Source organism: Polaromonas sp. (assembly GCF_036676035.1).
Classification (GTDB): Bacteria; Pseudomonadota; Gammaproteobacteria; order Burkholderiales; family Burkholderiaceae_C; genus Polaromonas.
In genome coordinates this window covers 1-18,955 of sequence record NZ_JAKFDR010000126.1, presented here as the reverse complement: position 1 = coordinate 18,955, position 18,955 = coordinate 1, and the positions used below count along the sequence as shown (strand labels likewise).

Here is an 18,955-nt window from a genome sequence, read left to right as displayed (position 1 = left end):
GCAGAGCCGGTTCCGCGGTGTTCCCCGAAAAGGCCTGCCGAAGCGCGGTGGTGGAGCAACTGAGATGTCGATGACCGGGACACGCGTGGCTGCTGCTGGCGGGGCCGCTCCGCCGGTGATTGCCATTGCCCTGATCTCGGCTGCCGCGCTGGCCTACGAAATCCTGCTGATGCGGCTGTTCTCCATCATCCTGTGGCACCACTTCGCCTACATGATCATCAGCCTGGCGCTGCTCGGCTACGGCGCCAGCGGCGCCGTGCTGACCCTGGCGCAAGGCGCCGTGCGGCAGCGCTTTGCGCCGCTGTTCAGCGCGGCCGCCGCGGCGTTCGGGGTCAGCGCCATCGTCTGCTTTGCGCTGGCGCAGCGCGTGCCGTTCAATCCGCTGGAAATCCTCTGGGATCCGCGCCAGTCGGCCTACCTGCTGGCGGTCTACCTGCTGCTTTTGCTGCCCTTCCTGTGCGCCGGCGCCTGCGTGTGCATGGCCTTGTCGTGCTTTCGCGGCATGGTGCCCCGCATCTACAGCTTCGACATCCTGGGCGCGGGGGCGGGAAGCCTTGGCGTCGTGGCCCTGCTGTTCGTGCTGTCGCCGGCCGACGCATTGAAGCTGATCGGGGCGCTGGGATGGGCCGCGGCGGCGGTGGCGTGGCTCGAATGCGGCCCGAGACGCTGGCCCGCAGCGCTGCTGATGGCCTTGGCCGGCCTGTCCCTGCTGTTGCCGCAAGCCTGGGTGGAGCCCGCCATGTCGCCGTACAAGGAACTGTCGCAGACCTTGCGCATTCCCGAAGCCCGGGTGGTGGCGCAACGATCGAGCCCGCTGGGCCTCGTCAGCGTGGTCGAGAGTCCGCGCATTGCGCTGCGCCACGCGCCGGGATTGAGCCTCAATGCAACGATCGAGCCGCCGCCGCAGTTGGGGGTCTTCATCGACGGCGAAGGCCTCAGCGCGCTGACCCGGTTCGACGGCCGGCAGGGCAGCCTGGCCCATCTAGACCAGATCAGCTCGGCACTGCCCTACCACCTGCTACGCCATCCGCGCGTGCTGGTGCTGGGTGCCGGCGCCGGGGCGGACGTGCTGCAGGCCCACTACCACGACGCCAGACAGATTGATGCGGTGGAGCTGAACCCCCAGGTCGTCGATCTGGTGCGGCGCCGGTTCGCGGACTATGCGGGCGGCATCTATCGGCAAACAGCGCGCGTGCATGTGGCCGAAGCGCGCGGCTTCGTCGCGGCCAGCAAGGAACGCTACGACCTCATCCACGTGGCGCTGCTCGATTCCTTCAGCGCTTCTTCTGCGGGCCTCTACGCGCTGTCCGAGAATTACCTCTACACGGTCGAAGCCCTGCAGGACGATCTGAGGCATTTGCAGCCCGGCGGCCTGCTGGCGATCACGCGCTGGGTCACGCTGCCGCCGCGCGATGCGCTCAAGCTCTTTGCCGCCGCCGTGGTGGCGCTGGAGCGATCGGGCGTCGCCGACCCCGGGTCCCGGCTTGCCCTGGTGCGCAGCTGGAAGACCAGCACGCTGCTCGTCAAGAACGGCGCCTTCGGCGGCGCGGACATTGCGGCGATCAAGGCCTTCTGCGCCGAGCGCTCCTTCGATCTGGCGTTCTATCCCGGCATGCGGCCACAGGAAGCGAACCGCTACAACGTGGTCGAGCGTCCCGACCTGTTCGACGGTGCGGCGGCGCTGCTCAGTCCGGGCAGGGAAGCATTCCTGCAGGGCTACAAATTCCACATTGCCCCGGCCACCGACGACAAACCGCACTTCTTCCACTTCTTCAAGTGGCGCTCGCTGCCCGAGCTCTTGTCGCTGAGGGGGCAGGGCGGCTTGCCGCTGCTGGAATGGGGCTATCCGGTGCTCGTGGCAACGCTGGTTCAGGCGGTGGTTGCGAGCCTGCTGTTGATCGGCCTGCCTTTGGCCTGGGTCGCACGGGTCGGCGCCCGGCAGAACGACAGCATGCCACTCGCCGGATCGCGCGGCCGCGTCCTCATCTACTTTCTGGCGATCGGTTTCGGCTTCATGTTCATCGAGATTGCGTTCATCCAGAAGTTCGTTCTGTTTCTGAGCCACCCGCTCTACGCGGTTGCGGTCGTGCTGTTCGCGTTCCTGCTGTTCGCCGGAATCGGCAGCCGCGTTTCCGCGCGCCTCTCGGGCCGCCCCGTGGCGGCGGTGGTGGGCGCTATTTGCCTGTCGGCGGCGCTTTGCCTGGCACTGCTTTCCTGGCTCTTCCAGCATGCGATGGGGCTGCCGGACGCGGCGAGGATCCTGATCTCGGTCGCCCTCATCGCGCCGCTGGCGTTTTTCATGGGCATGCCGTTCCCCTTGGGGCTGGCGAGGGTGGAGGCAACAGATGCCCGGCTCATTGCCTGGGCCTGGGGCATCAACGGCTGTGCGTCGGTCACCGGCGCGGTGCTGGCCACGCTGCTCGCGATCCATGTCGGATTCACCGCCGTGGTCCTGGCTGCGCTGGTTTTGTATGGGGTTGCGGCTGCGTCTCGTCCTTGACACTTCATGCGCGCCGCGCGTCATCGGCGCATCACCACCTGTTGCGCATCTCACGAAGCTTGAGGAACACCGTCCTGGCGTACCTTCAAGCCCTTGCGCCGGCGGCTATTCCAGCGTGAATCCGATCTTCAAGGAAACCTGCCAGTGCGCCACCTTGCCATCGACCACATGGCCCCGGGTCTCGGTGATGGTGAACCACTGGATGTTCCGTACCGTCTCATGCGCCTTGGCGATGGCGGTGCTCACAGCCTCTTCAATACTGATGGTGGAGGAACCGGTAAGTTCAAGCAGCTTGTAGACATGGTTGCTCATCGCATCGCTCCCGGGAGTTGTTCGGTCTGTCCGATGAAATCTTACGTGTTTTGCGTTGGAACTACAAACACAAACACAAAGGCACGGGCAAGATGCCGGACCTTTGGGTGAGCGTCGCCTTCGCCGAGGTGATGTCGAACATTCGGTGCTGACATGGGCGGCCGACTATCCGCCTGCATGCATGTCGAAAATAAGACCTCGTAACCACTGATTGGCAGGGTCCTTGTGGTACTTGGCATGCCAGAACAGATTGATGGCAATCTGCGGGAGCTTGATAGGGTGAGCGACGTATTTGAGGTTGAAAGGTTTTGCCATCTTTTCGGCAAGGCGCTCCGGGACGGTTGCCACCAGGTCCGTTGACTGAAGAATGTGACCCACCGCCACAAAATGCGGTACGGTCAGCTTCACCTTTCGCTGTGGCGAATAGCTGTCAAGTATTTCATCGACTTTCCCGTGACCTGTACCTGTCGAAACAATGGCTACGTGGTCTGCCGAGAAAAAATCCGATGGCAGGATTTTTTGTTTGTCCAGGCGGTGTCCCTTCTTGAACATACAGACATATTGCTGCATGAACAATCGCCTCTGGAAGAAGCCAGCCTTCAGTTGGGGTAGCAGTCCTATGGCCAGATCGACATGGCCTGCTTCCATGGAGTCCTTCAGGTTGATCGCTGTGTTGCGCACGGTGCTGATGGAAACGGACGGGGCCACCTTTTGGATCTTCTCCATCAAGCGAGGCAGGAAGTAGATTTCGCCGATGTCGGTCATGCCGATTGAAAAGCTCCGCTTGCTGGTTGCAGGCTCGAATGAGTTTTTCACATTGATCGCGCCGTGAATCATGCCTAGCGCGTAGCCTATCGATTCGGCCAGCTGATCGGCAAAGGGCGTGGGTTGCATGCCGCTCGACGTGCGTAAAAAAAGTTCGTCGCCAAACAGCTTGCGCAGGCGTGCCAATGCGTTGCTGACGGCGGGCTGCCCCAGGCCCAGGTTCTCGGCAACCTTGGAGACTTTTCTTTCGGTCAGCAGCTGGTTAAAGACAACCAGCAGGTTCAGGTCGATGTCCTTGAGTTCCATCTACGTCTCCTGACAATTATTGATTTCAGTGATACAAAACATTGATGTCATTGTATTGACTGATTTTAGTGGGGGTCCGATCATTGCTCACATAGCTGCGGTGGTTCGCCAGAAACCAGGCAACAGGGCAGCTTTCCCACGAGACAACCCAGACAGAACAAGATGGAAATTTTTATCCGTCCCCTCCAGCGTACGCTGAGCGTTGCCGCCGGCGTCAATTTGCTGGACGCCCTGCGCACGAACGACGTGCCGGTGTCGTACAGCTGCATGGCCGGGCGTTGCGGCACCTGCCGCTGCAAGCTTGTCGAGGGGCATGTGCTCGAGTCGGGCCGGGAAGCGCAGCGCCCGCTGGTGACTGAAGACCGTTATGTGCTGGCGTGCCAGACCTTTCTGACGGAGTCCTGCACTGTCGAAATCCCCGAACCTGACGAGGTTGTTGTCCATGCGGCAAAAATCGTCAAGGCCACGGTCGTCGCGGTAGAAGACCAGACCCACGACATCAAACGGATCCGGCTGAAGCCCGCCAAGCCCCTGGCGTTTTCACCCGGCCAGTATGCGCAGCTTCAGTTCACGCCTGACCATATCCGGCCCTATTCGATGGCCGGCCTGTGTGCGGAGGATGAGCTGGAATTCCATGTGCGCCTGGTCCCCGATGGCCGGGTCACCGGTTACATCGCCAACACGCTGAAGGTCGGCGACGCGGTGCGCGTCAGCGGTCCGCTGGGCTCGGCCTACCTGCGCCGTAAGCATGAGGGCCCGATGCTGTGTGTGGCCGGCGGCACAGGCCTCGCGCCTATCCTGTCCATCATTCGCGGAGTCATTGCCGAAGGCATGCGCAACAGCATCCACCTCTATTTTGGTGTTCGCTCGGAGCGCGACATCTACGGCCGCGAATGGCTGGCAGAGCTTGCGCGCCAACATCCGCAACTGAATGTGCACGTCGTGGTCACGTCCGGCCAGGCGCCCGGATGCCGCACCGGCCTGGTCACCGAAGCCATTGCCCAGGACTGGTCCAGCCTTGAAGGCGTTCGCGCCTACCTCTGCGGCGCGCCGCCCATGGTTGAGGCCACCACCTTGCTGGTGCGCCAGATGGGCGTGCTTGCCGAACAAATTTATGCCGACGCGTTTTATGCCAGCGGCACTTGAAAAATCAACAGGAGCCCTCATGAGCGCCAGGAATTTAGACCTCGAATCCCAGCTGAGCCGCAAAGCCTATTACGACCGCATCGGCGCAGGCAACATGACGCCGCTCTGGGAAGTGCTGGGCGCGCTGGTGCCGCACTCGCCCAAGTCGCCGGCGGTCTCGCATCTGTGGAAGTACGCCGACGTGCGCGACCGCGTGATGGAAGCCGGCACGCTGATCAGCGCGGCCGAGGCTGAACGCCGTGTGCTGATCCTGGAAAACCCCGCGTTGCGCGGCCAGTCCTGCATCACGCAGTCGCTGTATGCCGGCCTGCAGCTCATCATGCCCGGCGAAGTGGCGCCGGCGCACCGCCACACACAGTCCGCGCTGCGGCTGGTGCTGGACGGCGAGGGCGCCTACACCGCGGTGGATGGCGAGCGCACCACGATGCGCCGCGGCGACTTCATCATCACGCCGGCCTGGACCTGGCACGACCACGGCAACCTGGGCGACCAGCCGGTGGTATGGCTCGACGGCCTGGACATTCCCATCGTGCGCTTCCTTGATGCCGGATTTGCGGAGAAAAGCGACAGCGACTACCAGGCCGTCGTCCGGCCGGAAGGCGATGCGCTGGCGCGTTACGGCTCCAACATGGTCCCGGTCGATTTCTACCAGCAGCCGGCCGAGCCGACCAAGGTGTTTGTCTATCCCTGGGAACGCACGCTGGCCTCGCTGAAAACCATCGCCGGTGGTACGCCCGATGCGCACTTCGGCCACAAGCAGCGCTACGTCAACCCGGCCACCGGCCGTTCGCCGATGCCGACGATCGCGGCGTTCTCCCAGCTGATTCCCGCAGGTTTCGAGACGCGGCCTTTCCGCTGCACCGACGGCACGGTGTATGTGTGCCTCAGCGGCAGCGCCGAAGCGATCGTCGAAGGCAAGACCGTTCGCCTCGATGAAAACGACGTGCTGGTGGTGCCATCCTGGCACAGCCACCAGTTCCGCGCCGGTCCCGAGACCGTGCTCTTCAGCTATTCAGACCGACCCGTGCAGCAGGCCCTCGGCCTGTGGCGCGAACACCGCGCCTGAAAACTCCTCAACTCTGCGACAAAACACCGTCACCTCCATCACATCCATCACATGAACTACGCCATCGAACCCGCCATCATCCCCACGCTCGCCGTAGCAGGCATCAGCGAGCGCTTTCCCGTCAACCGGATCTTTTGCGTGGGCCGAAACTACGCCGCGCATGCGCGCGAGATGGGCAAAGACCCTGACCGCGACCCGCCGTTCTTTTTCATGAAACCGGCCAACGCCGCAGTCGATGCGTCGTCGCCTGTCAGCATTCCCTATCCGCCAAAGACGAAGAACTTCCACCACGAAATTGAACTCGTCGTCGCCCTCGGCAAGGGCGGCCGCGACATCGCCGTGGCCGATGCGCTGGACCACGTTTACGGCTACGGCGTCGGCCTGGACATGACACGGCGCGACCTGCAACTCGACGCGCGCGACAAGGGCCGCCCCTGGGAATTCGGCAAGTCCTTCGCACTGTCGGCACCCGTCGGCACGCTGTCCCGCGTGGCCGACGGCGGCCACGTGGCTGAAGGCGCCATCAGCGTCACCGTCAATGGCGGCGCCCGTCAGTCGTCGGACATTGCCAAGCTGATCTGGTCGGTCTCGGAATGCATCGCCTACCTGTCCGAATACGAAACGCTGGAGCCCGGCGACATCATCATGACCGGCACCCCCGAAGGCGTGAACGCCGTGGTGACGGGCGATGTGATGCAGGGCGACATCGCGGGCCTGGCCGGCATCACGGTCACGGTGAAGGCCTGATCGCAAGCGCGAAAAACGGCAAACAAAAAACGGAAAACGGAAACCAAGGAGACAGCGATGACTGCATCGACCACCGCATCCACCGGAACCTTTCCCATCAAGATCCATTGGGAATCCGAAGGCACCAGCCGGATTCCCTTCATGGCTTACACCGACCCGGACCAGCACAAGAAAGAGCTTGAACGCTTCTTCTACACCAAACACTGGAACTACGTCGGCCTTGATGCCGAAATCCCCAACACCGGCGACTTCAAGCGCACGGTGGTCGGAGAGCGCTCGGTGATCATGGTGCGCGATGCCGACGGCGGTGTCAGTGTGGTCGAGAACGTCTGTGCCCACCGGGGCATGCAGTTCTGCCGCGAACGCCATGGCAACAAAAAAGAGTTTGTCTGCCCGTACCATCAGTGGAGCTACACGCTGAAGGGCGATCTGCAGGGGGTGCCGTTTCGCCGCGGCGTCAAGCAGGACGGCAAGGTCAACGGCGGCATGCCCGCAGACTTCAAGACCACCGACCATGGCCTCAACAAGCTCAAGGTCGCGACGCGCGGCGGCGTGGTGTTTGCCAGCTTTGACCACGACATTGAATCGCTCGAAGACTTCCTCGGACCGGTCATCCTCGGCTATTTCGACCGCCTTTTCGATGGCCGCGAGCTGAAGATCCTGGGTTACAACCGCCAGCGCATTCCGGGCAACTGGAAGCTGATGCAGGAGAACATCAAGGACCCGTACCACCCCGGCCTGCTGCACACCTGGTTTGTCACCTTCGGTCTCTGGCGCGCTGACAACAAGTCCGAACTGAAAATGGATGCTCGCCACCGCCATGCGGCCATGATTTCCACGCGTGGACAGTCGGGCAAGGCCGATCAGGTTACGCAGGTGTCCAGCTTCAAGGAGAGCATGGAGCTCAACGACCCGCGCTTCCTCGACATCGTGCCCGAGCCCTGGTGGGGCGGCCCGACCGCGGTGATGATGACGCTTTTCCCCAGCGTCATCCTGCAGCAGCAGGTCAACAGCGTATCGACGCGCCACATCCAGCCCGACGGCCACGGCTCCTTCGATTTCGTGTGGACGCATTTCGGCTTCGCGGACGACACGCAAGAGATGACGCAGCGCCGTTTGCGCCAGGCCAACCTGTTCGGTCCGGCCGGCTTCGTGTCGGCCGACGACGGCGAGGTGATCGAGTTCTCGCAGCAAGGCTTCGAGCAGAAGCCCTTCCACCGCACGCTGGCCGAACTGGGCGGGCGCACGGTCGAGGACACCGACCACATGGTCACCGAAACACTGATACGCGGCATGTACCAATACTGGCGCGAAGTGATGGAGGCCGAGGTATGAGTACCACCGATAACCTCAATTTCGAAGACTACCTGCAGATCGCGCAGCTGTATGCCGATTACGCCCGGGCAGTCGATTCGGGCGACTGGGATTTGTGGCCCGAGTTCTTCACCGAAAACTGCACCTACAAGCTGATCCCGCGTGAAAACCATGAACGCGGCTTTCCGCTGGCAACCCTGCTTTTTGAAAGCAAGGGCATGCTGAAAGACCGCGTTTATGGCATCCGCGAGACGCTGTTCCATGACCCCTACTACCAGCGCCACGTCGTCGGCGCGCCGCTGATCCACAAGGCCGGCGACAACCGTTTCGAGGCCGAAGCCAACTACGCCGTCTTCCGCACCAAGCTGTCGCAGGAGTCGACGGTCTTCAATGTCGGCCGCTACATCGACGTGATCGAGCGCACGCCCGAAGGCCTGAAGTTCTCGTCGCGCTACTGCGTGTACGACAGCGAAATGATCCCGAATTCCATCATCTACCCGATTTAAACCATGAGCAATTCCAACTGGATTGACGCCACCGAAGAAGACGGTGTGCCCGAAGACGATGTGATCGGCCTGCAGGTCGGCGGCCGCGACATTGCCCTCTACAAAGTCGAAGGCAGCATTTTTGCCACCGACAACATCTGTACCCACGGCCATGCGCGGCTGTGCGACGGTTTTCTGGATGGTTATGAAATTGAATGCCCGCTGCACCAGGGCAAGTTCGACGTGCGCAATGGCCGCGGCACCTGTGCACCGGTCACGGAGGATATTCGCAGCTACCCCGTGCGCATCGAAGGCGGGCGCGTATTTTTGCAGATGTCTGACTGACCCCGCAACCGTCCCATTCTTCCCATCCCTCCCTCACCCTATCCACACAACATGAGACAAGAGAACATGACTACGACACCCACGACTTCCTTCCGCCGCACCGCGCTCGCCGCCCTGGCGGGTGTGGCGCTTGCAGGCGCCAGCCAGCTCGCCGCGGCCGCCACCATCGGCATCATGGCGCCGTTGTCGGGCCCGCAGGCCATCGTGGGCCAGGACCAGGTCGACGGCTTCATGCTGGCGGTCGGGCAACTGGGCGGCAAGCTCGGCGGTCAACCCGCCACCATACTGAAGGAAGACGACCAGCTCAAGCCGGAGATCGGCAGCCAGATCGTGCGCAAGTTCATCGACAAGGACAAGGTCGATGCCATCGTGGGCCTGAGTTTTTCCAATGTGCTGATGGCCAGCCTGCCGCGCATCGCCGAGTCGGGCACCGTGGCCATCGCCACCAATGCCGGCCCGTCGCCGCTGGCCGGTGCGGGTTGCAAGGCCAATGTGTTTTCCGCCGCCTGGCAGAACGACGGCGCCGCCGAAGCCATGGGCAAGTTTGCCCAGGACAAGGGCCTGAAAAAGGTCTACCTGATGGCGCCCAACTACCAGGCTGGCAAGGACATGATGACCGGCTTCAAGCGCTACTTCAAGGGCCAGATCGTGGACGAGGTTTACACGCAGGTGAACCAGCCCGACTACTCGGCCGAGCTTGCGCAGCTGCAGTCAGCCAAGCCCGATGCGGTGTTTGTGTTCTACCCTGGCGGCATGGGCGTCAACTTCATCAAGCAGATGAGCCAGGCCGGCCTGATGGCCAAGGTGCCCCTGTATTCCGTCTTCACCGTTGATGGCACGACCTTGCCGGGGCTGCAGGATGCGGCGGTGGGCAGCGTCAGCGGTGCGATGTGGGACGCGGCGCTCGACACGCCGGAGAGCAAGAAATTCGTCGCCGACTTCGAGCGCAAGTACAAACGTACTCCCAGCGAATACGCGGCGACGGCCTACGATGCGGCCAATATTCTGAACATCGCGCTCGGCAAGGCCAAGGCCGGCGATGCCAAGGCGCTTGCCGTTGCGGTCAAGGCGGCTGGCAGTGAGTTCAAGTCGGTACGCGGCCCGTTCGCGTTCAACAACAACAACCTGCCGGTGCAGAACTACTATGCGTTCGAAACCGTCAAGAGCGGCAGCAGCGTCGTCGGAAAACTCGTGGCAACGCCGCTGACCCGACAGACCGATGCCTACCACGCGCAATGCGCGCTGAAGTGACGCCATGAACAGCACGATTGTTTTCGCTCAGCTGCTCAACGGCCTGCAGTACGGCGTCTTGCTGTTCCTGCTGGCTGCGGGCCTGACGCTGGTCTTCGGCATCATGAGCTTCGTCAACCTGGCGCACGGCTCGCTCTACATGGTGGGTGCGTACTTCGCGGCCACGGCCTTCCAGTACACCGGCTCCTTCGGGCTGGCCGTGCTGGTGGCCATGCTGGGCTCGCTGCTGCTGGGCCTGGCGCTGGAGTTCGTGGCCGTTGCGCGCCTGTACCGCCGCGACCACCTCGACCACGTGCTGGCCACCTTCGGCCTGGTGCTGTTCTTCAACGAACTGGTGCGCCTCCTCTGGGGCGCGCAGCCGGTGTTTCTGCAGGTTCCGGAATTCCTCGGCGGCGCCATCGACATCGGCGGCTTCAGCTACCCGGCCTACCGGTTCGCCATCATCGTCGTCGGGCTGGCGGTGGCAATCGGTTCCTGGCTGCTGATCAACAAGACCCGCGTGGGCATGCTGATCCGCGCCGGCGCCGTCAACCCGGCGATGGTCGCCGCCCTGGGCGTCAACATTCGCCTGCTCAACGCCATGCTGTTTGCCGTCGGCGCCATGCTCGCGGGCCTGGCGGGCGCGATGGCCGGCCCCATCCTGTCGGTGCAGTCCGGCATGGGCGAGTCGGTGCTGATCACCACGCTGGTCGTCATCGTGATCGGCGGCATCGGCTCGGTCAGCGGTGCGTTTTATGCGGCGCTCATCGTCGGCATTGTCGACACCATGGGCCGCGTATTTCTGCCCTTCGTGCTGAGGCAGGTCACCGAGCGGTCGTTCGCCGACGCGGCCGGCCCGGCGCTGGCCTCCATGCTGGTGTACCTGCTGATGGCGGTGGTGCTGGCATGGCGGCCGCAAGGTCTTTTTCCGGCGAACAGGTGAAGGTGATGGCGATGACTCCCCTTTATTCACGGCCCAGCGCCTGGGTTCCCCTGCTGGTGTTGCTGCTGCTGGCGACCGTTCCCTTGGTGGCGCAGGCCACCGGCCAGCAGTTCTATGTGGCCTTCTTCGCGCGCATCATCATCTACGCGATTGCTGCCTGCGCGCTGAACATCGCGCTGGGTTACGGCGGGCTGGTCAGCTTCGGGCATTCGCTCTTCCTCGGACTGGGGGGCTATGCCGTCGGCCTGGCCTCCTTTCATGGGGTCGGCAACGGCTGGGTGCACCTGGCGCTGTGCCTGGGCGTGTGCGGCCTGGTCGCGCTGGTCACAGGCGCCATCAGCCTGCGCACCACCGGCATCGCCTTCATCATGATCACGCTGGCCTTCGCGCAGATGGGCTACTTTCTCTTCGTCAGCCTGAAGCACTACGGCGGTGACGACGGCATGTCCATCGCGCAGACCAGCCGCTTCGGCCCGCTCGACCTGTCGTCCGCGACCAGTGTCTACGTCGTCGCCTTCGCCCTGCTGGTGCTGTCGATCTGGTGGCTCGCCAGGCTGCGCACCGCGCCCTTCGGCATGGTGATCCGTGGCGCCAGGCAGAACGCGCGCCGCGTCAATGCCGCCGGCATCCCGGTGCTGCGTTACCAGTTGCTGGCCTATGTGATGTCGGGCATGTTGTGCGGCGTGGCGGGTCTGCTGCTGGCCAACCTCAATGCCTTTGCCTCGCCCAGCACCCTGGCCTGGTCTGTCTCCGGCGAGCTGATCGTCATCGTGGTGATCGGCGGTCTGGGCACGGTGTTCGGCCCCTTGATGGGGGCGCTGGTCTTCCTGGGTCTGGAAGAGATCCTGAAAGGCTTCACCGATCACTGGATGGTCATCTTCGGCCCGCTCATTGTCATCGTCGCCCTCCTGGGCAAGCGCGGCATCATCGGCCTGCTGCAGCGCCTGGATTCGCGGGGAAAGCTGCCCGCCAAAGTCACCACCACGATCACCACCCCTACTACCCCCGCAGCGGCTATGGCGGCGACGGGTGTGGCGACGGGTGTGGCGAAGGGAGCCCTGTGATGGCCAGCGTACTTCGCACCGACTCCCTCACCAAGCGCTACGGCGCGCTGCTGGTCACCGACGCCGTGTCGCTGGACATCGGCGAGGGCGAGCTCCACGCCATCATCGGCCCCAATGGCGCCGGCAAGACGACGCTGATCAACCAGCTCTCGGGCGAGCTTGCACCGAACAGCGGCAGCGTCTGGTTCAACGGCGCCGATGTGTCCGCGCTGACTATCCACGAACGCGCGGCGCGCGGCCTGCTGCGGTCCTACCAGATCACCTCGATTTTTGAGGACTTCAGCGTGCTCGAGAACGCAACGTTTGCGGCGCTCGGTTCACGCCAGCATGCCTTCAGGTTCTGGGCGCCGATGCTGGCCGACAAGGAAGCGCGCCGGTTTGCCGAGGAAGCGCTGGAGGCGAGCGGCCTCACGCACCGGCTCCACGTGATGGCCGGCGACCTGGGGTATGGCGAGCGGCGCCAGCTGGAGCTCGCGATGAGTCTGGCCGCGGGGCCGAAGTTCCTGCTGCTCGACGAGCCCATGGCCGGCATGAGCGTGCAGGAATCCGCCGCCGTCGTCGCCCTGCTGCAGCGCCTGAAACGCCAGTACACCATCTTGCTGGTCGAGCACGACATGGACGCGGTGTTTGCGCTGGCCGACCGCATCAGCGTGCTGGTCTACGGCAAGATTCTGTTCACCGGAACGCCCGATGAAATCCGCAACCACCCGGAAGTGCGGGCGGTGTACCTCGGCGAAGAAGAGGCCGAAGCATGACGCGCGCGAGGACCCCATCATGAACCCGTTTTTATCCGTCAAAGGCCTGCAGGCTTCCTATGGCCATGCGCAGGCGCTGTTCGATATCTCCTTTGAGGTCGGCGCCGGCGAAGTCGTCACGCTGCTCGGGCGCAACGGCATGGGCCGCTCCACCACCGTCAAGTGCCTGTTCGGCATGCTGCCGGTGGGGGCAGGCAGTGTGCACGTGGCCGGCAACCGCGTCGACCAGTTGCCGCCCCACCGCATCGCGCGCCAGGGTCTGGCGCTGGTACCCGAAGGCCGGCAGGTTTTCCCCAACCTGACGGTGGAAGAAAACCTGGTCGCCACCGCCCGCGACGACCAAAAAGGCCGCGGCAAGACCTGGGACCTGGGCCGCGTCTACGCCTTTTTCCCGCGGCTGAAAGAGCGTCGCGGCAACCTGGGATCGCAGCTGTCGGGGGGCGAGCAGCAGATGCTGGCCATCGGCCGGGCGCTGATGACGAATCCGCGCCTGCTGGTGCTCGATGAGGCCACCGAGGGGCTGGCGCCGGTCATCCGCAACGAGATCTGGCGCGCGCTGGCCGAGCTCAAACAGGACGGCCTGTCGCAGATCGTCATCGACAAGAACGTGAAGGCGCTGATGGGGCTGGCTGACCGGCACTTCGTGATTGAAAAGGGCTGTGTCGTCTGGCAGGGAACCTCGGACGACCTGCGCGGCCAGCCTGAAATCGTGCACCAATACCTCGGAGTCTGAATGGGCCGCATCCTTCACACCTACTTTCGCAGCTCGGCTGCGTACCGCGTGCGCATCGCGATGAACCTCAAGTGTCTTCAGGCCGAGCATGTGTTCATCCACCTCAACCGCCATGGCGGCGAACAGTTTGGCGAAGCGTTTCGCGCCATCAACCCGCAGGCCTTGGTGCCGGTGCTGAGCGAAGAGGGTGTGCAAATCAGCCAGTCGCTGGCGATCATGGAATACCTCGACGAGGTTTATCCGCAGGTGCCGCTGCTGCCGCCGTCGCCGGCTGACCGGGCTTTTGTGCGCCAGTTGTCGCTGGGCATCGCTTGCGACATCCACCCGATCAACAACCTGCGGGTGCTGAAATATCTGACCGGCTCCATGGAGATTTCGGAAGAAAAGAAAAGCGAATGGATCGCGCACTGGATCACCTTGGGCCTGGAGGCGATCGAAGCGCAAATTCAGCAGCACGGCCGCAGCGGCGCTTTCTGTTTTGGCGACACGCCGACAATGGCCGACTGCTGCCTGGTGCCGCAGATTTTCAGTGCCCAGCGTTTCAATGTTGATTTGTCGGGCTGCCCGACATTGACCGCGATATTCAACAATTGCCAGGCTCTGCCTGCTTTTGCGAAGGCGGCTCCTTCGCGGCAAGCCGATGCGGAGTAGGGTATAGCAAGTCCGCTAGCTCAAACTACATTGTTTACGACGGCATCGTCGCGGGCCGGCTGGTAGCCGCCCGAACGTCCGCTCTCCACCAAACTTCGCGTCAGCTTCCAACGACTGCTCTTGGCGATACCGAGCATTGGCGAATTGGGCGCCGCATGAGGGCGGCGTGAGCGCTACCGAATCAAAGACGGTTTTCCCAGCTTTTATGATTGCAAAAAATGCCTCTGGCTCATAAATGGTGGGCGTGAGTAGCTATTAATTAAGTAGCAAACAAAACGACCGCGCCACACCGAGGTCTTCACCGCGCAGGCCTAGGTGCACTCACAAGCCGCGGGGGCGCCCACGCAGCACCGCCTGCAACCTGCTGCACCTGCTCAATCTGGCCGATCCAGTGCCGGCCATGTCGATGGCCGAGGTGGCTGATTCGCCGTGCCCATACTCCAAATGGGGGATGCCAAGGAATGCGCTATGCATGTATCTTTTGGATGCATTTGGTAACACTGGGTTTTTAGAAATGTCTCTAAGGAATTTTTCCATGCCGCCCCTCATGTTTAAAACGACAGCGCTGCTGCTGATTATTCCTGCTCTCGCCGGGTGCCAGACAAATCCTCCTCTCCAGAACGCCACAGGCGTCGCCTCGATGGAGGTGGATCCCGGTCGCAAGGGGCCGGTGTCCGGCGTCGGCGTCGAAGGCCAGGACATTCTGGCCATGACGGACCAGATGATGCGCGACATGCTGGCCGAGCAGATTTTTGCCGACACCGGCAAACGTCCCCGCGTCATCATCGACAGTCAGTACTTCGTCAATGAAAGCTCACAGGCGATCAACAAGAACCTGATCACGCAGCGCCTGATGGTCAACCTTAACCGTGCAGCGCGCTCGCGCATGCAGTTTGTGAACCGCCAGAACACTGCCATGATCGAGCAGGAGCGCGCGCTCAAGCGCAGCGGCACGACCGACATCGGCACCACTGGCCTGACCAAGGCGCAGCTAGGTGCGGACTACCGGCTCTCCGGAAAAATCGGCTCGCTGGACAGCCGCAATACCAAGACCGGCATGATCCAGCGCTATACCCAGATCGCGTTTGAGATGACCGATCTGGAGTCCGGCGAAATCGTCTGGACCGGCATTTACGAATTTGCCCGTGCCGCTGCCGACGATGTGATTTACCGCTGACCAAAAACAACAGGGAGGCTCATGATCCGAATTCTTGCCACAGCTGTCACAGCTGCCGTCCTGGCCGGCTGCGCCGTCACCCAGTCCACACCACCGACTTTTGCCGGCTGTAAAACCTGGGAGCAGCAGGCCGGTGCGCCGCAACTGGCTTCGGTGGCCGTGTTGTCGCCTGAACTTGCCAAAGTCATCGGCGTGCAGGAGGTTTCTACCTCGCGCACCGGGACCGGCATGGCCGCCGTGCAGACCACGGTCTATAACTGCTCGGATGTCGATGTGGTGCTCAGCATGCGCACCCGTTTTACCGGTGACCGCGGCCAGAGCGAGCCGCCCAGCGTCTGGAAAACCGTGTTCCTGAGCCCGCGCGGCCAGGCCACCTACGGCGAGTCGGCCATCTCCCAGATCACCAGCAAGGTGTCGGTGGACATCAATGACGGCAACCGTGGCCAGTCGCAGTTTGCGCCGGGTCAGGGCTACGTGGTGCCCGCCAAATAAAACAGTCTGCGCAGAAGCAGAACAAAAAAAGAGGCTTCCCATGAGGTGTACCGTCCTGTCCCTTGGCCTGTCGATGCTGGCTGCAAGCGCGCTCGCGCAGGCCCCGATTCCCGAAAGTGCTTACCGCAAAGGTCTGCCGGAGGTGATGGCGTCGCCGCCCGCCGTCGCGCCCGCTGAACCCCTGTTTACGCGTTCGGCTTTCAGCAGCGCTTACGCGCGCGCCGGCCGCCCCGCCATTGCCGTGCTGTGGAACCGCGAATTCACCGACATGTTGCAGCAGCGTGACGCATCGCAGGTCAGCATAGACACGCTGCGCGTCGGTGCCGCCAGTGCTGAAGCCGTGCGCCTGCCCGGCTATGCCGCCGTGCAGGGCAGCGGCGCCGCCCTGGCCAATACCACCATCACCACGCAAGAGCTCAAGACCCAGCAGGCGCTGCGTGCCGGACCGGTCGAGCGGGTCGATCTGCAGATGCGCAGCGCCTTTATGCAAACCCTCGCCTCGGCGGGCGTCAAGCTGGTGGATCGCAACCTGGTCATGCGCACCACTGCGGCCCGGCAAAAGGGCGACAGCCTGGACGCCCAGCAGGTCGAAACCAACGCGCTTTCCCGGCATGCCAAGCTGCTGATGGAAGTGCTCAATACGCGCGACGCGGCGTCTCCGACCGGCTGGGCCACCTATGTGGCCATCAAGCGGCTGGCCGACGGTCTGGTGCTGGCCGAAGGGTATATGAATGGCCAGCCGCCCGAGAACACGCCCAAAGCCGTGCCGAAGTTCGAAGCCGATCCGCGCGGCGGCTTTCGTGAGGTGGTCAAGCCGACCGTCGTGGGTGACACCGGCAAGCTGGTGGCGGAGCAGACACTGGCCCGGCTTGGCGAAGCACTGGCCCGATAGCGCAAGCAAAACAGGAGTTTTTTGATGATGAAGCATTCATTCTTCAGGCGCCGTCCTGCCTCACGTACCGCCGTGGCCGCCGCCATGGTCTGGCTGTCTGCACTGGCTCCGGCCCATGCCCAGTTTGGCGGCCTGCTCCAGAGCCTGATGCAGGCACCCGCGCAGCAGGCCGCAGCACAGGCGGGCCAAAAACCCGTCAAACGCTGGGCGCCGGCCGTGCCGGTGCCGCCCGACGCTCAGGCCGCCGCCGAGGTGTTTGCCGCAAAGACCTCCAATGCCGCCCTGCGCCCGTTGTTTCAGCGCCTGTATATCGAAGGCGAACGCAATGCCACGCTGAATTTTCAGCGCATCGGCATGGCGGCCTTGTCGCTCGGTGACATAGCGCTGGCGGAGAAGGCTTTTGATGCGGCCGTGACGCGCATTGAAATCATTTATGCCGACAACCCCGAAGCCCAAAAGGCCAAGTCGCTCTGGACGGCCGAGAAGATCAAGGACTACAAAGGCGAGCCCTACGAGCGCGCCATGGCGCATTTCTACCGCGGCCTGGTGTATGCGGCCAAGGGCGACTTCCAGAATGCGCGTGCGCTGTTCAAGCAGGCGGACTACCAGGACACGGTGGCTGAGGCCGAACAATACGCCGGCGATTTTGGCCTGATGCCTTTCATGGCCGGATGGGCCAGTTATTGCGACGGCAACAGCGCCATGGCCAAGGACTTTTTGCAGCAGGCGATCAAGGGCGACAGCAACTACAGCACCGTCCCGGTCGACCAGCCGGTGCTGGTGCTGTTTGAAAGCGGGCGTTCACCCTTTAAGTACGGCAGCGGCAAGTCGGGCGAAATCCTCAAGTGGCAGTCGCACGACATGCCGCTGCAAACCGCGAAAACCGCCTGTACGTCGAGCAGCGACACGGGCTGCGCCGTCAACTCTTTTGTGAAGGGGGCCGACATTGGCTTTCAGGCCACGACCCGTGGCGGGCGACCCATAGACGGCATCCTCAATGGCAAGGCCTCGTTCAAGGACGGTGCGCAGGGTGTGGCATCGGTGGCTGGCGTGGTCGGCGATATCGGCCTGCAAACGGCCCTGGCAACCGGTGACCGCGACGCCGCCGGCCTGGGCCTGCTGGGCATGTTCACCGGGTTGGTGGCCCAGGGTGTGGCCAATGCAACACAGGCGCAGGCCGACGTCCGCGAATGGGAACAGTTGCCGGCGACGGTCTGGCTGGGCACCGGGGCTAAAAAAGCGACGGCCAGCAGCCTGAATGTGGCGCTGGACACCGAGGGCCGCGTGTCCCAGCTCACGGCGACACGCCTGGTCGACACGCCCTCATGCCAGCTGTACTGGGGCCGCTCGCTGGCCCCGCTGTCCTTGCTCCCTGAGGCCGGCCCTTTGGAGCCCGGCGCGAATCCGCGCGATCCCGTGTTCCGTCAGGAGATTGCGACGGCGTTCGCCAGTTGATGCGCTGATAGGCGGAAAAAAAGGCCAGCAACGCTGGCCTTTTTTAATGGGGGTAGGCGCAGGCCTTAGAGCCGCTAACAAAATCCAGCGCAGCGGTCCTGGCTAGGCGTGCCGCCGCAGACAGTGCTGTAACGGCCAAGGCGGCACAACGACGCCAGGAGGGTTTTGTTAGCGGCGCTTAGTAGTCCACTTCAGAAGTTCGCACACGTATTGTTCAGGCCGCGAGCTTCAGGTGTTGGGTTTCAGCATAGCGTGAGCGCATGCGCGCCATCAGGGCATTGAGGTCGGCTCGGGTGAACTTCCACTCGAACGGATGGGCAATGCTCTCGTAGTAGCGCTCGAAGTTTTCCAGCCGATCAGCAACCGCCTGCAGGCAAGTGAAATCGTTGGGCGTGAGCGCCTTGCACTGCACGATGGAGAAGTAGATCTCGATCTGGTTGTACGGCCATTGGCTCATGACCTGGTTAACCAGGCGCTCGAACGGCTCAATGCCGGTGGTCGCTTCGCACCGGCCGAACACCTTGGCGCGGTGCACATCCACCGCCGCCAAATAGGCCCACGCGCCGCCACGCGCGTA

At 63.1% G+C, this 18,955-nt stretch carries 20 protein-coding genes and 1 pseudogene; 18 read left to right on the top strand and 3 right to left on the bottom strand.

Annotated features, from left to right (window positions below):
* The first annotated feature begins 64 nt into the window (after window positions 1-64).
* Window positions 65-2,500: a spermidine synthase gene (locus tag V6M61_RS19795; protein WP_332778320.1), complete on the top strand. Its 2,436-nt coding sequence runs from the start codon at window positions 65-67 to the stop codon at window positions 2,498-2,500.
* A 105-nt stretch (window positions 2,501-2,605) separates the two neighbouring features.
* Here V6M61_RS19795 and V6M61_RS19790 read toward each other — a convergent pair whose 3' ends face one another.
* Window positions 2,606-2,812, bottom strand: a complete 207-nt coding sequence (locus V6M61_RS19790; RefSeq protein WP_332778319.1) for a dodecin — start codon at window positions 2,810-2,812, stop codon at window positions 2,606-2,608.
* Window positions 2,813-2,977: 165 nt separating this feature from the next.
* Window positions 2,978-3,883, bottom strand: a complete 906-nt coding sequence (locus V6M61_RS19785; RefSeq protein WP_332778318.1) for a LysR family transcriptional regulator — start codon at window positions 3,881-3,883, stop codon at window positions 2,978-2,980.
* A 162-nt stretch (window positions 3,884-4,045) separates the two neighbouring features.
* Here V6M61_RS19785 and V6M61_RS19780 point away from each other — a divergent pair, with 162 nt between their 5' ends.
* From V6M61_RS19780 to V6M61_RS19705, 17 genes and pseudogenes are all read left to right on the top strand, one after another.
* Window positions 4,046-5,029 carry a 2Fe-2S iron-sulfur cluster-binding protein gene (locus V6M61_RS19780; RefSeq protein ID WP_332778317.1) on the top strand — a complete coding sequence of 328 codons (984 nt, stop codon included), beginning with the start codon at window positions 4,046-4,048 and terminating at the stop codon, window positions 5,027-5,029.
* 19 nt (window positions 5,030-5,048) lie between these two features.
* Complete coding sequence (gtdA, locus tag V6M61_RS19775; protein WP_332778316.1) at window positions 5,049-6,095, top strand: gentisate 1,2-dioxygenase; 1,047 nt, start codon at window positions 5,049-5,051, stop codon at window positions 6,093-6,095.
* Window positions 6,096-6,146: 51 nt separating this feature from the next.
* Window positions 6,147-6,842 carry a fumarylacetoacetate hydrolase family protein gene (locus V6M61_RS19770; RefSeq protein ID WP_332778315.1) on the top strand — a complete coding sequence of 232 codons (696 nt, stop codon included), beginning with the start codon at window positions 6,147-6,149 and terminating at the stop codon, window positions 6,840-6,842.
* 57 nt (window positions 6,843-6,899) lie between these two features.
* Window positions 6,900-8,177 carry an aromatic ring-hydroxylating dioxygenase subunit alpha gene (locus V6M61_RS19765; protein WP_332778314.1) on the top strand — a complete coding sequence of 426 codons (1,278 nt, stop codon included), beginning with the start codon at window positions 6,900-6,902 and terminating at the stop codon, window positions 8,175-8,177.
* Window positions 8,174-8,662 carry an aromatic-ring-hydroxylating dioxygenase subunit beta gene (locus tag V6M61_RS19760; RefSeq protein WP_332778313.1) on the top strand — a complete coding sequence of 163 codons (489 nt, stop codon included), beginning with the start codon at window positions 8,174-8,176 and terminating at the stop codon, window positions 8,660-8,662. Before V6M61_RS19765 ends, V6M61_RS19760 begins: the two co-directional genes overlap by 4 nt.
* Before the next feature lie 3 nt (window positions 8,663-8,665).
* The gene (locus V6M61_RS19755) at window positions 8,666-8,986 is read left to right on the top strand and encodes a non-heme iron oxygenase ferredoxin subunit (RefSeq protein ID WP_332778312.1); all 321 of its coding nucleotides are present in this window, start codon (window positions 8,666-8,668) and stop codon (window positions 8,984-8,986) included.
* 66 nt (window positions 8,987-9,052) lie between these two features.
* Window positions 9,053-10,237, top strand: coding sequence for an ABC transporter substrate-binding protein (locus V6M61_RS19750; RefSeq protein ID WP_332778311.1), 1,185 nt, complete (start codon window positions 9,053-9,055; stop codon window positions 10,235-10,237).
* A gap of 4 nt (window positions 10,238-10,241) precedes the next feature.
* The gene (locus V6M61_RS19745) at window positions 10,242-11,159 is read left to right on the top strand and encodes a branched-chain amino acid ABC transporter permease (RefSeq protein WP_332778310.1); all 918 of its coding nucleotides are present in this window, start codon (window positions 10,242-10,244) and stop codon (window positions 11,157-11,159) included.
* 11 nt (window positions 11,160-11,170) lie between these two features.
* Window positions 11,171-12,223: a branched-chain amino acid ABC transporter permease gene (locus V6M61_RS19740; RefSeq protein ID WP_332778363.1), complete on the top strand. Its 1,053-nt coding sequence runs from the start codon at window positions 11,171-11,173 to the stop codon at window positions 12,221-12,223.
* Between the two features lie 68 nt (window positions 12,224-12,291).
* Window positions 12,292-12,690 (top strand): annotated as a pseudogene (locus V6M61_RS21090) (ATP-binding cassette domain-containing protein); the annotation flags it as partial.
* A 9-nt stretch (window positions 12,691-12,699) separates the two neighbouring features.
* Entirely contained in the window at window positions 12,700-12,978 is a 279-nt protein-coding gene (locus tag V6M61_RS21085) for a hypothetical protein (protein ID WP_442957824.1), read from the top strand.
* Between the two features lie 19 nt (window positions 12,979-12,997).
* The gene (locus tag V6M61_RS19730; protein ID WP_332778308.1) at window positions 12,998-13,711 is read left to right on the top strand and encodes an ABC transporter ATP-binding protein; all 714 of its coding nucleotides are present in this window, start codon (window positions 12,998-13,000) and stop codon (window positions 13,709-13,711) included.
* Window positions 13,712-14,362, top strand: coding sequence for a maleylacetoacetate isomerase (gene maiA, locus V6M61_RS19725; RefSeq protein ID WP_332778307.1), 651 nt, complete (start codon window positions 13,712-13,714; stop codon window positions 14,360-14,362). It abuts the gene before it with no gap.
* A gap of 547 nt (window positions 14,363-14,909) precedes the next feature.
* A complete protein-coding gene (locus tag V6M61_RS19720; RefSeq protein ID WP_332778306.1) occupies window positions 14,910-15,539 on the top strand; it encodes a penicillin-binding protein activator LpoB in 630 nt (209 codons plus the stop codon).
* A gap of 21 nt (window positions 15,540-15,560) precedes the next feature.
* Window positions 15,561-16,031 carry a hypothetical protein gene (locus tag V6M61_RS19715; protein WP_332778305.1) on the top strand — a complete coding sequence of 157 codons (471 nt, stop codon included), beginning with the start codon at window positions 15,561-15,563 and terminating at the stop codon, window positions 16,029-16,031.
* A gap of 40 nt (window positions 16,032-16,071) precedes the next feature.
* Window positions 16,072-16,923: a hypothetical protein gene (locus V6M61_RS19710; protein WP_332778304.1), complete on the top strand. Its 852-nt coding sequence runs from the start codon at window positions 16,072-16,074 to the stop codon at window positions 16,921-16,923.
* 24 nt (window positions 16,924-16,947) lie between these two features.
* A complete protein-coding gene (locus V6M61_RS19705) occupies window positions 16,948-18,378 on the top strand; it encodes a hypothetical protein (protein WP_332778303.1) in 1,431 nt (476 codons plus the stop codon).
* Between the two features lie 214 nt (window positions 18,379-18,592).
* On the opposite strand, the gene V6M61_RS19700 is transcribed toward V6M61_RS19705, so the two are convergent.
* Window positions 18,593-18,955, bottom strand: a 363-nt coding sequence (locus tag V6M61_RS19700; protein WP_332778302.1) for a hypothetical protein, incomplete at its 5' end; no start/stop codon positions are given.